Here is a 14,269-nt window from a genome sequence, read left to right on the forward strand (position 1 = left end):
CCTACATAAGCCCCCTGTCGGACTCGACAGCGATTCGGACCCACCGACCGGACCGACTCGAGACCTATAGATCGACGTACTGTGCTTCCCACTCCCGCCGAGCTTCGAGTTCGCGTCGGCCGCGCCGGGTGAGCGTATAGAAGTTCGTCCGCCGGTCACGGTGGCCCTTCTCGACGAGTCCCTTGTCGACCAGCGTGTCGAGATTGGGATAGAGACGACCGTGATGGATCTCCTTCTCGTAGTACTGCTCGAGTTCATCCTTGATCGCCAGTCCGTGGGGCTCTTCCTCGCCAGCAATGACGTACAGTAGATCACGCTGGAATCCTGTCAGGTCGTACATTGGGAAAGTACCACCTCCACTTACTGTCGAATTTTAATAAGGCTATCGGGTTGTTTCGATAGAAATAGGCCTATTACCTGGATAGCAGGTTGTTTCGCCGAATTTCGAATACTAACACCCATGACGCATTTTAGATGGAAACACACATAATGAGCGGTTCATGTTTAGTGTCCGTCTCATTTCGGCACGTATCTTACCGGCCGAACGAGTTCGCTCGTCGGTACTGGGACAGGCGAGACGGATAGTACAGCCGCTTACGAGCATAGTAAACAGGAAAGCAAATCGCGTGGCGGGAAAAACGCCACGCGATCGCTTGCCGCCCTGAATTGGTCCCCGCTGACGCTTCGGCCCTCCAAGCGAAGCGTCACCTGAAAGATTCCGCTGGTCCTACTTAAACCTACCGACATAGTGTCGATTTATGATGTATTCACGCCGGGAATCACATATGCTCTTCCTCTAACACCCACCCGATGGCCCGTTTGTAGTAGGTGAACATCTGCTCGACGCCGTCGTGATTCATCTCCTCGCTTTCGAGGTGTTCAGTCAGGAACTCGTACTGCTCGCGGATTTCGTCTTCGTCGCGCATAGTCCCGTGTTTTTTCGAGAGACACAAAAGACCGCCGGGAGTCGTGTCCCGTGTTGACAATAGAACATTGTCCGGCGGCTGTCGCTCGGTCATCGTTGTTTCACGCGGTAGTCGGGCGTTTTTCGCCCCTGATACGGACCGCTGTCAGTCAGTTCCGGCGCGCCCGCAGGACGGGTCACAAGTGCGCTGGGAAACTGCCACAGCAGACCGTCTGACTCGACGGCACCACTGGCCGATCACCGGCCAATCAGTTGTTACGAGCAGCGTCCACGACCGGGGGAGTCCGTGAGGACTTTTTGTCCACTCACCGTACGACCTCGCATGAAAATACGGGGCGAGCGCGAGTGCACCGAGTGTGGAACTCGGTGGTCGTACTACGAAACCGGAAGCATCGACTGTCCCGCCTGCGGCAGCCTCCACAGCGTCGGCATCGACGACCGAGCCGAACACACCGACCAACCGGTCTCGTTCGATCTCACGTCGATCCGGAACGCGATCAATGACGTCCCGACCGACGAACTCGCCGACCGTGCCCGCGATCACTGTCGCGAGTTCGTCCGCCAGCGCGGGTTCGTCAGCGGTGGCGACCTCCGCGATCTCACCGACACCTATCTTGCTGCTGCCGAACTGCACCACGTCGCCGATATCATCGCCCGTGAGTCGTCGTTCGCCCTCGACGAGCGCGAGGAACTGTACTTTCTCTCCTTGCTGCGCGACGCCGATACGGGGACGCGCCCGCCCGCCGACGAGGTTCCGCCGCCGCTTCGAGCGGCGCGCGGCCTCGCATACGCGAACGCAATTAGCGCGTACCGCCGCGACCTCCGAACCTGGCTCGACGAGCGCGACCGTGGTCTGACGAGTACCGAACGCGCCGCCCTCGAAACGCTCGGCGAGCACGTCACCCGTGTGCGGATGCTCGACGGCGATATCGAGCCGCCGGTCGCCGACCGCCTCGTCGAGATAACGCGCGACCTCGCGGACGGCTTGCGGGGAGCCGGCAACGAAGACGCCATCTCGCGCGCCCGAAAGCAGTTAGCTGAACTCGAATAACGATAGTTTGACTCGTTTGATGCCGTCTGGGTGACGCTCGCATCACCCAACCGTGAGAGGTGACAACATATAGTATTCGGTCGTTCCAAATCTTACCACATTTATACGCGCAATCGGCTATCGTTGAAGCAGACGTAGTGGACGTCTCCCATGNGACAACATATAGTATTCGGTCGTTCCAAATCTTACCACATTTATACGCGCAATCGGCTATCGTTGAAGCAGACGTAGTGGACGTCTCCCATGGACAGACCTGTCGGACGAACGCTCCAGTGAGCTTCCCTTCGGTTTTGACGGCCTGATTGGGGCATGCGGTCGACAGATGCCGCCTATCCAAGACGTCTGCTGTATGTGACCATGTCGCAGGAACCAACGGAAGAACGAACGGAATCGAGCGGCAGTCGAACAGCAACTGAACCGAGTTCAGCAGGCGGAGGCCCAAGCCCGTATATCCCCGCGGGAAAAAGTATGGCTGAGCTCACGATCAAGGCAGTCGTGATCGGCCTCGCGCTCAACGTGGTGATGCTCACCGCGAATATGTACCTCGGGATGCGCTCGGGGATGACGATCAGCGCCTCCATCCCGGCCGCAGTCATCAGCATGGGGATTTTCTACGGTCTTCGCCGGGCGGGTATCGGCGGAACGATTCTCGAGAACAACATCGTCCAGACGATGACCTCCGCTGGCGAGGCACTGGCAGCTGGTGTGATCTTTACGATCGCCGGCGTCACGTTCCTCGATCAGCCGATCGATATCGTCGGAACCGCAGCGGTCGCGGTTCTGGGTGGACTGCTCGGGGTTCTGTTTATGATCCCGATGCGCCGGTATCTCATCGTCGATAAACACGAGGAGCTTCCCTACCCCGAGGGAACTGCGTGTGCGGACGTTCTCGAGGCCGGCAACGAGGGCGACGACGGTGTGAAACTCATCTCGTTTGGCTTCATCGTGAGTTTCATCTACATGTGGTTGGCCAACGGGATGGCCGCCTTTCGGACGACGCTCCAGACAGCGTTTTCGGCGGGTCAAACCCGCGGGTTCGCCATCGGCGGCGACTTTACGCCCGCACTCGTCGGCGTCGGGTACATTATCGGCCCGAAGATCGCCGGCTACGTCTTCGGCGGTGGGCTCATCGCCTGGATGATGCTGATTCCGCTGCTCATCACGGGTGGGTTCGTCCCCGAATCAGCCGCTGACGCGGCACTTATCGCCCAGGCCGACGCAGTCTGGGACGAATACATCCGCTACGTGGGGGCCGGCGCGATGATCGTTGGCGGATTTTACGCCATCGTCTCGATGCGCGGCACGATCGTCGACGCGCTCGGAACCGCGTTCGAGGAACTCCGCGGCTCCGCAGCGACCGCAACCGAATCTCAAAAGCGCACGCAGCGAGACCTCCCGATGAAGCTCGTCGTCGGCGGTGCCGTGCTGATCGCGCTCGCACTGGTCGCCGTCCCACAGGTGCAAGTCGGGATTCTCGGCGGCTTCATCGCAGTCATCGCCGCGTTCCTCTTCGTCGCCGTGTCGGCCTATCTCGTCGGGGTCGTCGGCAGCTCGTCGAACCCCGTCTCCGGGATGGCCGTGGCGACGATCCTGATCGCCGCGCTGGCCCTGAAATCGACCGGTGTGAACGACCCCGTCGTCGTGCTGATGACGGCATCTGTCGTTGCGATCGCCGCAGCCGTCGCCGGTGACACGTCTCAGGACTTAAAGACCGGCTACCTCCTCGGTGCGACGCCGCGCAAACAACAGATCGCACAGGTGATCGGGATTGCGCTCTCGGCGCTCTTCGCCGGCTGGATTCTGTACTTCTTCAACGAAGCCTACGGAATCGGCAGCGACACCATTCCCGCTCCCCAGGCCGGGATGATGGCGCTCATCTCCGAGGGCGTCCTCACGGGCACCGCCCAGTGGGGAATGATCCTCATCGGTGCCGTCTTCGCGTGCGTCCTGATCCTCATGGACGTTCCCGTCCTGCCGTTCGCGGTCGGCATCTACCTGCCGATCACGCTCGCAACGCCGATCTTCCTCGGCGGCCTGCTTCGTGCGGGAATCGATAAGTACGTCGCGCGAAAGGACGACGAGGACGGCACACTCGCGGCACAGGCGACCTCTCGAGGCCGGATCGTCGCGGCCGGGCTGATTACCGGCGAGGCGATCATGGGGATCGTTATCGGCGCGCTGTACATCACCGGCACCGGTGCCGCAAGCGGCGCACCGTTCGCGCTGGGTCTCGCCGGTGACACGCAGACGATCCTCGGCGGCGTCGCAATCGTCGCCCTCATCGGTCTCTTTACGGCCAGCGTGCTCCGGAACACCGGTAACGTCGCCGACGCGTAAACAGAACCAGAACCAGAACCAAAATCAGAACTATGACCTCACACGGGCCGACGGCAACACCGATTCGAGCCGCCGACGACTGGGAAGCGACGACCGTCGACGGCGAGTCTCGGGTCACGATCACTTGGACGAAATCGCCGCGAAACCGGATTGATCGATTCCTTTTCGATCTCTTCGGGACGAGCCGGGAACGCGACCTCACGCTCGACCCCGTCGGCACGACCGTCTGGAAACACTGCAACGGCGAGCACACCGTCGCCGAACTCGCTGCTATCGTCGCAGACGCGCACGAGGCTGAGCGCGTCGAACCGGTCGACGAGACGCTCGCTCACTTCCTCATGCAACTCGAGGAACGCAACCTGATTCGGTTCGACGACGAGCAGACTGGGTGAACCGCGCTCACCGCCGGAGACAACCGGGCGGACAGCAAAACGGAACTGACGGCTGACAACGAACGGTCTGACGGCGTCGCTCGAGCTGAACTCGGGGCGACTTAGGGAAGGTCGACGGCGACGTCTTCCTGCAGACTCGCTGCTTTGACGGTATTGTACAGTAACATTGCGCGCGTCATCGGTCCGACGCCACCCGGAACGGGCGTGATTGCGCTCGCTTGCTCCTTTGCGCTCTCGAACTCGACGTCGCCGACGAGTTCGTATCCCTTCTCGGTGTCAGATTGGTCAGACGCCGTCTGACTGTCCTCCGAACGCCGTTCGGAGACATCAACGCGATTGACGCCGACGTCGATCACGACCGCGCCCTCGCCGATCATCGAGCCGTCGATCAGTTCGGGGACGCCGACGGCGGCGACGACGATATCCGCGCTCCGGGTCTTCGCGCCGAGATCGTCGGTGCGGGAGTGACAGACCGTCACCGTGGCGTTGCCGTCCTCGGCCTTCTGGATCAGGAGGTTCACGAGGGGCTTGCCGACGATGTCCGAGCGGCCGACGATCGTCACGTCCTTCCCCTCGGGATCGACGCCGGCCGACTCGAGCAACTTCTGGATCCCATGGGGCGTGCAGGGCCGAAAGCGGGCGTCGCCGGCGACGAGGCGACCGACGTTCTCGGGGTGGAAGCCGTCGACGTCCTTGATCGGGTCGACGCGGCGGATGACCTCGCGATAGTCGACGTGGTCCGGAACGGGAGCCTGGACGATGTAGCCGTGAACGTCCGGGTCGTCGTTGAGGTCGGCGATGGCGTCGTACAGTTCCGCGGGCGAGGCGTCCCCGTCGACGTCGACGTGGTGGCTCTCGATGCCGACCTCCTCGCAGTCGCGCTGTTTCATGTTCACGTAGGTCTGGCTGGCGGGGTCGTCGCCCATCAACACCGTCGCCAGTCCCGGCCGCGCGCCCGCGTCGGCGAGCGTCTCGATAGCGGCCGTTAGATCGTCACGAATCTGGCTCGCGACGGCGTTGCCGTCGATGATCTCCGTCATAGTGCAACCGGCGGTCGCGACACTAATCAATGCTCGGGTTCGTGCCTACCACGGCGTGTAGAACGACCCAAAATATGCACTCTTGTGGATACTACTTTGGCAGAGTCGAGTATAGGTGAGCAACAGCACGCAAGCCGTGATCGCTCGCCCACATCTGTTTTGATGCTCCGCGGAATACGGTCCCCTATGGAGTACACCACGCTCGGTACCACCGGGACGACCGTTTCGAAACTCTGCTTTGGCACCTGGCGATTCGGCATGACACACGACGATACCGTCGAAACCACCCGCGACGAGGCCCACGACCTGCTCGATGCCGCCTGGGAGCACGGCATCAACTTCATCGACACCGCAAACGTCTACGGCGATCCCAACGGCACCAGCGAGGAGTGGATCGGCGAGTGGCTCGACGACCGCGACCACGACCGCGAGGATCTCGTCATCGCCTCGAAAGTCTACTTCCCCTTCGACGGCTGGGGCGACCCCGGTCCGAACGACTCCGGTCTCGGCCGCAAACACATCCGCGCCCAAATCGAGGGCACCCTCGACCGACTCGGCACCGACTACCTCGACCTCTACTACATCCACCGCTGGGACGAGAACACCCCCATCCGAGAAACCCTCTCCGTCCTCACCGAACTCGTCCGCGACGGCAAGGTCAACTACCTCGGTGCCTCCACGATGGCCGCCTGGCAACTCACCAAGGCGCTGTGGACCAGCGACGTCGAGGGACTCGAACGCTTCGACGTGACCCAGCCGATGGTCAACGCCGCAGCCTACGACGCCGTCGGCGACTACCTCGACGTCTGTGCCGATCAGGACCTCGCGGTCTGTCCATACTCCCCGCTCGGCGGTGGCTTCCTGACCGGCAAGTACGAGCGCACCGACGACGGCGGCGTCGAGGCCCCCGACGGCTCTCGAGGCAGCCTCTCCGAGATGTTCGAAGACCGCTATGCGACTGACCAGGCCTGGGACGTACTGGAGGCCGTCGAGTCAGTCGCCGGCGACGTCGACGCCACGCCAGCCCAAGTGTCGCTGCGCTGGCTGATCGAACAGGATCGCTTTACGTGCGTGCCGATCGTCGGCGCGCGAACCCCCGACCAGCTCGAGGAGAACGTCGCCGCGGTTGAACTCGATCTGACGGCCGACCAGTTCGAACGGATCGATGAGGCACGACAGGGCGACGCCTAATCCGAACTGGACGCTCTAAAAGATCGGCGACGTGAGCACGAGCGCGTCCACGAGAATCGCGACGAGGACGGCACCGAGGAAGGCGTTCGACGCGTGGAACGCGTGAAACGCTGCGGCCTCGGTCTGCTTGAAGTGGAGGCGAACCGCCGCCCAGAGGAAGAGTCCGCCGAAGACGACGACCGTTCCCGCATACAGCGCGCCGAGATCGGAGATCCAGGCCAGCGCGACCGTCCCGACGAGCGTCGCCGCGAGGTAGTAGAGGATGTGTTTTCGCGTCGCCGTCTCGCCGCGAACGACGGGCATCATCGGGAAGCCGCCGCGGGCGTAATCGTCCTTGTAGGCCAGCGCGAGGTTGTAGAAGTGCGCCGGCGTCCAGAGGAAGATCACGCCCGCGAGAGCGAGCCCCCCGAGACCGATCTCGTTCGTGACCGCAGCCCAGCCGATCATCGCCGGTAACGCGCCAGCGAATCCGCCGATGACCGTGTTCTGGACGGTGTTCGGTTTAAGAACCAGCGTGTAGATGACGCTGTAAAACAGAATTGCGGCGAGGCCGAGTGCGGCCGCCAGCACGTTGATCGTCAGGAACACGGCGAGCGAAGCCGCCGTCAGACCGATGCCGAAGAGCAGGGCGTTTCGGACCGGAATCAGCTCGGTCGCAAGCGGCCGGTCTGCCGTCCTGGACATCCGTTTGTCCACGTCGCGCTCCAGGATGTGGTTGAAGGTTCCCGACGCGCCGATCGCGAGGACGCCCCCGCTGAGCGTCGCGAGGATCGTCGGCACTTCCAAATTGCGACCGGCGGCAAGGGCCATCCCCGCCGCGGCGACGAGACAGAGCAGCCACATCAGCCGCGGCTTCATCATCTTGAAGTAGGCAAACGCGGTGAGGCGGGCGCGAGCGAGGCGACCGGCCGGTAGATCGATACCGGAACCGACCGCGTCGGAATCGACTCCGGAGTCGGCGTTCTCGGCTGCGATCAGTTCCGGTTCGGTATCCGCTCCTCCGAGTAGTCCGCTTTCGCGGTCGATGCCGTCGTCGTGTTCGTCCCCGGTCGTCCGTTCGAGATTCCAGGCCAGCGCGAGCACGATCGCCCCGAAGAGGACGACGCCGAGTCCGAGGTGCAATCCCGGCACGATCGCGGCATCGCCCACGGTCGCCGTCATCGCACCGACGCCGATCTGGACGACGTACAACACCGCGCCGACGAGAATCGACGCCCGAACGCCGCGCGAAACGTCGCCGGCGATCGCGCCGAACGCCGTCGTCGCGACGAGTATGCCGACCAGAACCGCGGCGATGCGGTGACCCCACGCGATCACGAGTTCAGTCTGGTTCAGTGGGTCCGCTGGGGTGTGACAGGTTGGCCACGTCGAACACGCTGCAGCCGCGTCCGTCAGTGATGTCGTTGCGCCGACGATCAAGAGCAGATAGACGCCGAGGGCGGTCGCTGTGAGCAGTCCTGAGAAGCGACGGCGCGTGCCGATCGGACGAGGGAACGGCGTGGATACAGATGCCACGGCTAGTCTCATCTAGAGCCTTCGCGTCCGTGTATTTATGGCTCCCGTTTTTGCGGACCAGTAACGCCTACCGACTCCTGCACTCAGTCCGGGCACTGCACCGATTCACAGCCCGGGAGAGACCCAGTTTTCATAGCCGTTGACGGCGTATGTCTGCATCCGTGCAAAGCGAGAACAGACCGGCCGACGCGTCGGATGCACCGATTCGCTGTCCGGACTGCGGGCAGCCGTTTTACACCCAGCGGCTCCAGCGACTCCACCGCGGGCTTGAGCATCCGGACGAACTCGCCGACCGAGAGCGCGCCGCCATCGAGCGCGCCCACCGCGAGGAAACCGCCGCAATCCGACGGTTTCGGTTGCTTGCACTCGGCGCTGTACTCTTGCTTTACTTCTGTACGCTGTTTCTGTACGCCGTCGTCACCTGATCTCAGAGTTCACAGTCACGACCCGTTCACATCCCCATATCCGCCGCCGCCTCCGGAACCGGCAACGTCCCGGGCGACACCTCGAGCAGCTCCGCCACATGATCGAGTGCCATGTCGAAGCCATAATAGCGCTCGAGTTCGTCGCCGTCGGCCGTCGGCCGAACCTTGAGCATGGCGTACCCCTCGCGATTCTGTGCGATGGCGGCGGTTGTTCCCGCGCCGGCCGAACTCTCGGCGTCGGGCGTCACGACGCTGAACTCGAGACGCCGCTCCGTCTCCGTCTCGTCGTAGGTCGCTCGGATGCCGTTGCCGTGTTCCTCCGCCGTCAGTGTCTCGTCGGTCATGCGCTGAACTCGTGTGTGGGCCATCGGGAAAGTATCGGTTCCGGTTGAGACGCTATGAACAGTGTTCGCGATGGCGCAGTGGATTCTGGGCCGACTGTCGCCGCTCGGGACCGTGTGTCACAGACGGGTGTCGACGAATCGATACCGCTTTTTTGCCACCACCACGAGTGTTTCGCGTGCGTGAGAGCGAGTCCGAGAGCCGGTCGGCTGGGCGCTGGCAGTCTCCACGGCTGCTCGCGGCGTTTCGATTGACGAGATCAGTCGCGCTCCAGTGGCTCGTCGTGGCAGTCATCGGGTTCTTCGCGTTCGCCTACTGCGGTGTGCGACTGGCGGCCGCGCTACAGGGGCGACAACTCGAGCGGATCGCTGTGCCGGCGGTCCCGCCGGAGACCGCCGTGCTCTGGGGCGGGCTCGCGTTCGTGATACTGGCGCTCGTCGTCGGACTCCACGAGTGCTTCCACGGCGTCGCGATGGCCCGCTATGGCAGCGATCCCTCCTACGGAATCGGGGTGTCGTACTTCGTCCTCCCCTACGCCTACACCGAGGTCGAGCGCGCTCGCTACACCAGAGCGCAGATGCTCGTCGTCCTGCTCGCGCCGGTCGTGGGGATTACGGTGCTCGGGCTCGCACTCGTGGCCCTGATCCCGGAGCTCTCGGCCGTCGTGCTGGTCGCGCTCGCGGCCAACGGTGCCGGCTCGATCGGTGACCTCTGGATGGCCGGCGTCCTGCTGCAGTATCCTGCGGGGGTCCGCGTCGACGCGCTGCCGAACAGCACCGTGCAGGGATTCGGCGTCTACGGGCCGCCCGACGAGTCGACCGCGCGACGGTCCAACAGCGAAGTGCTCTCGCGGATCGCCGCCGGCGCGATCGCCACGCTCGCCCTCTTCGGCGCGCTCGCCATCGTGCTCGCCCTCGCCTCGCTCGCCGTCGGCTCCGGAACGGTCGAACTCGGGCCAGTCGCCGGTCGCTGGGTTCTCTTCCGCCACGAGGTGGACGCGACCGGGACGGCATGGATCGAGATCGGCGAGTGGCCGGTGCTCGGGCTGGCGGTCGCGGGCGGTCTCCTCTGGGCCGGGTTCGGCGCTGTTCGCGCGCGCTTTAGGAACTACTACTAACACGAACCTGAACTCGCAGCTGCCGGAGTGGTATCGACCGCGCCCGTCTTCGCTTTTGGTCTTCCTGGAATCAGATCGTCAACCAGAATACATTACTGGGAGGGAGTTCACATGTCCGTGATGATCGATCCAGAACGGCTTCTCGAGCGTCCGGATATCGTCTCGACCACCGAAACTGTTCGAATCGATCCGGACGCGGCCCCGGAGTATCGCACCTTCGACAGCCACGCGGCGGTGGGGATCACGAACGAACGCGGGGAGGTGCTCCTCGCCGACGACGGCGCTCACGGTCCGGGGCTTCCCGCGCGGGCGGTGAGTCGGAACGATCGCTGGATCGACGCAGCGACGGCCATCGTCGAAGGAATTTGCGCTGAACTCGAGTATGAATTAGCCGTCAGAAAGGTTCGCCGAACGAGATTCGCGATCGAGCAACGTGACGAACAGATCTCGATGTACAACGTGATATTCGACGTGGAGAGCGAGGAGACGGCGAAGGTAACGCCGACGGGAGCTGCCCACGAGCAATACGACTCGGTCGAGTGGGCGTCGTCCGTGCCGGTCGAGCAGAGCGGTGCCATGGCCGAGGATATCCGGTTATTCGTCTGAACTCGCGCGGGAATCGTAACGCTCGTGGGCTATTCTCGCCGAGTATAGAATATGGGAAAGTGGCTTCAGAGCGGACGGCGGCGTGATCTCTGCGTGCTTCTTGCGGCCGCAGGGAGAGCGGACGGCGGGACGACGAAAGCGACAACCGAGGCCGAATCGGAAGACGAGAACGGACGGGAAGAGGCAGGCGGAACAACCGGAGAACTGCGCGGCCAGCGGCTCAAATCGCAACTCGAATCGCACTACGACGACCGCATCGAACCGAAGGCGTTCTACGGCTCGCTCTCGGCGCTCGTCGATGCGGGATTCGTCGAGAAGCGAACGGCTGGCATCCACGACGTGTACGCGCTGACGGCGGCCGGCGAACGCCGACTGGACGACCACTACGAATGGATGCGCGATTGTCTCGAATCTCCGTGACCGTTCTGCGTACCGCTTCATCTCCTGAACTCGGTGAATCCATCACGTCCCGGCCATCACTCTCGATCCCGGCCGATCAGGAATCCGAGCGCTGCACCGGAGAGCGTGAACGGCCACGTGACGGTCACGAACGCGAGGACGGAACAGAGTTCACCGACGCCGGCGACGCCGGACCGCCACCGTTCGCGGCGAGTGCAGACGCCGAGGACGAGTCCGATCGCGGGCAGAATCCAGATGGCGGTGCCGATAATTGCACCGACTGTCGAGGGGAGTTCAGTGCCGACGAGCGGAATCTCGCGGACGGTAGTGAGAGCCACCCCCGAAAAGCTGCCGTCGTAGGCGGCGGTTCCGAAAAGAACGGCGGTCCAGACGCCGACGACGGCCCACGCGTTTCGTGGCGTCAACTGCGGCGTTCCGTGCCGCGCCATCATCGCGCCGAGCGTCAGTGCGAGCGCCCCGGCAAAACCGACGGGAACGCGAAACCGTTCGGGAAGGACGGGCGGCGATCGGTCCATCGCGACGACGCTGAGCCTGTATGCGGTATCGTCTACCATAACGACTTCCGAGACGTGTTCGAACAGCCCGGTCGTCGGAACTGCCTCGCGACTCTCGTACCGAGGCCAGTCGTGCCCGCCGCCCTGATCCTCGCGGAACCAGCCGTCGGGGAGGTCATCGGCTGCCTCGGTCGTTTCGATCGCGGTCTCGACGGCGACCGTGGTCTCGCGAGGCAGCGATTCGATCGGAACCGCCGTCGTCGGTTCCGAGACGGTGTCGACCTCGCCCGCACGAAGTTCGTACGCGTCGGGGTGGTGGGGCCAGAGGTAGAACGGATTGACGAGCAATCCGATGCCGAGGACGATCAGGAGGGTGGCTCGAACGCGTGCGGACATGAGTTCGTTTTCATCGTCCAATTCATATTAGATATATGTAGTGAATCGCGCCGGTGATCTCGAAAAATCGTCTGCCACCGACCGGCTCGTGAAAACCGAGTTCAGTCAGGTGTCGAGCAACTGATCGCCGATCGTGTTCCGCAGCACTTCGCTCGTCCCCTCGTAGATCTCGTTGAGTTTAGCGTCGCGGTAGAACCGCTCCGCGGGGAAGTCCTTGGTGTAGCCGTAGCCGCCGTGGATCTGGATGCCCTCGTTTGCGATCTCGCGGGAGATTTCGCTGGCGTAGAGTTTGGCCTGCGAGGAGTCTTTGATGTAGTCCTCGCCCCGTATCTTCTTGTCCGCGGCCTTGTGCATCAGCATGCGAGCCGCCTGGATCTTCGTGTCCATGTCCGCGAGCTTGTGTTTGATCGACTGGAACTCGCCGATCGGCTGGCCGAACTGCTCGCGCTCGCCGGCGTACTCGCGGGCCTCGTCGAACGCCGCCCGCGCGATTCCGAGACTGCGTGCTGCGATGGTGATCCGGCCGCCGTTGAGCGTTTTCAGCGCCTGCACGAAGCCCTCGCCCTCCTCGCCGAGCAGGCGGTCCTCGGGCACGCGGAGGTCGTCGAATCGGAGTTCAGCCGTCGGGCAGCCCTTGTCGCCGAGTTTCTCCTCCGTGTTCTCGACGATGAAACCGTCGTCCGCCTCGGGGCGCACGACGAACGAGGAAATACCCTTGTTGCCAGCGTCGGGGTCGGTCTTCGCGAACACCGTGACCGTATCGGCGACGGAGCCGTTCGAAATCCAGAGTTTGCCGCCGTTGATCACGTACTCGTCGCCGTCCTTCTCGGCGGTGGTCTCCATCGACGGCACGTCGCTGCCCGCACCCGCCTCCGAGAGGGCGAACGCACCGATGTCCTCGCCCGCCGCAAGCGGCGTCAGGTACGACTCCTTCTGGGACTCGTTGCCGAACTCGTAGACCATGTTCCCCGCGAGCGAGGTGTGGGCCGCGACGACCGTTCCGAGGCCGCCTGAGCCGCGCGAAATCTCTTCGATTCCGATCGCGTAGGAGTGATAGTCGAGTCCGGCCCCGTCGTACTCCTCCGGGAAGGGCATCCCCATCAACCCGAGTTCAGCCATCTCGTCGACGAGTTCTTGGGGGAACTCGTCCGTGTGGTCGATCTCGTCGGCGACGGGGACGACCTCCTCGTCGACGAACTCCGAGACCATGTCGCGGATCTGTTGTTGCTCAGCCGAGAGTGCGAAGTCCATAGCGGAGCTATTGCGGGGTCGATTCTTTATTGTTGTCTCTCCGGGTCGTCCACTGACGGCCGGTTGTATCGGGTTTATTCACTCCGACGCCATCGACGCCAGCGCGTCGTCGATCGGATCTTCGCCCGCAAGGAGTTCGAACGTCTCGCCGACGAGCGACGAGCGGTCGAGCGCGGCGACGAGGACAGTGGCCACGTCCTCGCGCGGAATATCGCCATCGCCCAGTTCGAAGTCCGTCCCGACCCGTACCTCGCCGGTTCCGGGCTCGTTCGTCAACTCGCCCGGTCGAACGATCGTGTGCGCGAGCGAACTCTCGCGGAGGTACGCGTCGGCTTCGGCCTTCGCGATCAAGTAGTCCCGGAGTGGGTCGGGTCCGGATTCGGGATCGTCCGCACCCATCGAACTGAGCATGACGAACCGGTCAATACCCGCCTCTACCGTGGCATCGATGAGACGGATCGCACCATCCCGGTCGACGCCGTAGACGTCTTCACCGCCGGAGCCGGCGGCGAAGACGACCGCATCGCAGCCCTCGACGGCGTGATCGACGGCGTCGGTCAGATCGGCGACGACCGCCTCCGCGCCCGTTGCTTCCATCTCCTCGACCTGGTCGTCCGCGCGGACCATCGCGCGGACACCGTGATCGCTCGCGACGAGTTCAGTCGTGACGTGCTGGCCGACCTGTCCGTGGGAGCCGGCGACGAGGACGGTCGCGTTCGAATCGGTGGTGTCTACCATACGTCCCAGTCGGCGATGAAAGGGGATAG

16 protein-coding genes are annotated in these 14,269 nt (G+C 63.4%); 8 read left to right on the plus strand and 8 right to left on the minus strand.

The genetic code is table 11. The annotated features are described in order from the left end of the window. Positions 1-64: 64 nt before the first annotated feature. Complete coding sequence (locus C484_RS21500) at positions 65-340, minus strand: PadR family transcriptional regulator (RefSeq protein WP_006827971.1); 276 nt, start codon at positions 338-340, stop codon at positions 65-67. Positions 341-779: 439 nt separating this feature from the next. Next, complete coding sequence (locus C484_RS23825; RefSeq protein ID WP_006109722.1) at positions 780-926, minus strand: hypothetical protein; 147 nt, start codon at positions 924-926, stop codon at positions 780-782. A 321-nt stretch (positions 927-1,247) separates the two neighbouring features. On the opposite strand from C484_RS23825, the gene C484_RS21505 reads away from it, so the two are divergent. The 3 genes from C484_RS21505 (at position 1,248) to C484_RS21515 (ending at position 4,705) form a co-directional block, all read left to right on the plus strand. Next, the gene (locus tag C484_RS21505) at positions 1,248-1,976 is read left to right on the plus strand and encodes a DUF7117 family protein (RefSeq protein ID WP_006827972.1); all 729 of its coding nucleotides are present in this window, start codon (positions 1,248-1,250) and stop codon (positions 1,974-1,976) included. 357 nt (positions 1,977-2,333) lie between these two features. Continuing rightward, positions 2,334-4,313, plus strand: coding sequence for an OPT family oligopeptide transporter (locus tag C484_RS21510; RefSeq protein WP_049915869.1), 1,980 nt, complete (start codon positions 2,334-2,336; stop codon positions 4,311-4,313). A 32-nt stretch (positions 4,314-4,345) separates the two neighbouring features. Beyond that, positions 4,346-4,705: a PqqD family protein gene (locus C484_RS21515; protein WP_006827974.1), complete on the plus strand. Its 360-nt coding sequence runs from the start codon at positions 4,346-4,348 to the stop codon at positions 4,703-4,705. A gap of 101 nt (positions 4,706-4,806) precedes the next feature. Here C484_RS21515 and C484_RS21520 read toward each other — a convergent pair whose 3' ends face one another. Beyond that, positions 4,807-5,745, minus strand: a complete 939-nt coding sequence (locus C484_RS21520; RefSeq protein ID WP_006827975.1) for a bifunctional methylenetetrahydrofolate dehydrogenase/methenyltetrahydrofolate cyclohydrolase — start codon at positions 5,743-5,745, stop codon at positions 4,807-4,809. A gap of 186 nt (positions 5,746-5,931) precedes the next feature. Between C484_RS21520 and C484_RS21525 the strand changes: the two genes are divergently transcribed. Then, a complete protein-coding gene (locus C484_RS21525; RefSeq protein WP_006827976.1) occupies positions 5,932-6,936 on the plus strand; it encodes an aldo/keto reductase in 1,005 nt (334 codons plus the stop codon). 15 nt (positions 6,937-6,951) lie between these two features. Here C484_RS21525 and C484_RS21530 read toward each other — a convergent pair whose 3' ends face one another. Next, positions 6,952-8,463, minus strand: coding sequence for a heme o synthase (locus C484_RS21530; RefSeq protein ID WP_394295323.1), 1,512 nt, complete (start codon positions 8,461-8,463; stop codon positions 6,952-6,954). 137 nt (positions 8,464-8,600) lie between these two features. On the opposite strand from C484_RS21530, the gene C484_RS21535 reads away from it, so the two are divergent. Further along, on the plus strand, positions 8,601-8,876 hold the full coding sequence (locus C484_RS21535; protein ID WP_006827978.1) for a hypothetical protein: 276 nt from the start codon (positions 8,601-8,603) through the stop codon (positions 8,874-8,876). A 26-nt stretch (positions 8,877-8,902) separates the two neighbouring features. On the opposite strand, the gene C484_RS21540 is transcribed toward C484_RS21535, so the two are convergent. After that, the gene (locus C484_RS21540; RefSeq protein WP_006827979.1) at positions 8,903-9,220 is read right to left on the minus strand and encodes a DUF7111 family protein; all 318 of its coding nucleotides are present in this window, start codon (positions 9,218-9,220) and stop codon (positions 8,903-8,905) included. Between the two features lie 167 nt (positions 9,221-9,387). Between C484_RS21540 and C484_RS21545 the strand changes: the two genes are divergently transcribed. The 3 genes from C484_RS21545 to C484_RS21555 all read left to right on the plus strand — a co-directional run bounded on the left by C484_RS21545 (position 9,388) and on the right by C484_RS21555 (position 11,361). Beyond that, a complete protein-coding gene (locus tag C484_RS21545) occupies positions 9,388-10,335 on the plus strand; it encodes a DUF3267 domain-containing protein (RefSeq protein ID WP_006827980.1) in 948 nt (315 codons plus the stop codon). 120 nt (positions 10,336-10,455) lie between these two features. Next, a complete protein-coding gene (locus C484_RS21550) occupies positions 10,456-10,941 on the plus strand; it encodes a hypothetical protein (RefSeq protein WP_239641028.1) in 486 nt (161 codons plus the stop codon). 51 nt (positions 10,942-10,992) lie between these two features. Continuing rightward, complete coding sequence (locus tag C484_RS21555) at positions 10,993-11,361, plus strand: helix-turn-helix transcriptional regulator (RefSeq protein WP_006827982.1); 369 nt, start codon at positions 10,993-10,995, stop codon at positions 11,359-11,361. Positions 11,362-11,417: 56 nt separating this feature from the next. Here C484_RS21555 and C484_RS21560 read toward each other — a convergent pair whose 3' ends face one another. The 3 genes from C484_RS21560 to C484_RS21570 all read right to left on the minus strand — a co-directional run bounded on the left by C484_RS21560 (position 11,418) and on the right by C484_RS21570 (position 14,240). Continuing rightward, the gene (locus C484_RS21560; RefSeq protein ID WP_049915897.1) at positions 11,418-12,251 is read right to left on the minus strand and encodes a hypothetical protein; all 834 of its coding nucleotides are present in this window, start codon (positions 12,249-12,251) and stop codon (positions 11,418-11,420) included. A 105-nt stretch (positions 12,252-12,356) separates the two neighbouring features. Then, on the minus strand, positions 12,357-13,502 hold the full coding sequence (locus tag C484_RS21565) for an acyl-CoA dehydrogenase (protein ID WP_006827984.1): 1,146 nt from the start codon (positions 13,500-13,502) through the stop codon (positions 12,357-12,359). A 78-nt stretch (positions 13,503-13,580) separates the two neighbouring features. Then, the gene (locus C484_RS21570; protein ID WP_006827985.1) at positions 13,581-14,240 is read right to left on the minus strand and encodes an SDR family oxidoreductase; all 660 of its coding nucleotides are present in this window, start codon (positions 14,238-14,240) and stop codon (positions 13,581-13,583) included. Between the last annotated feature and the right edge of the window lie 29 nt (positions 14,241-14,269).

Source organism: Natrialba taiwanensis DSM 12281, assembly GCF_000337595.1.
Taxonomy (GTDB): domain Archaea; phylum Halobacteriota; class Halobacteria; order Halobacteriales; family Natrialbaceae; genus Natrialba; species Natrialba taiwanensis.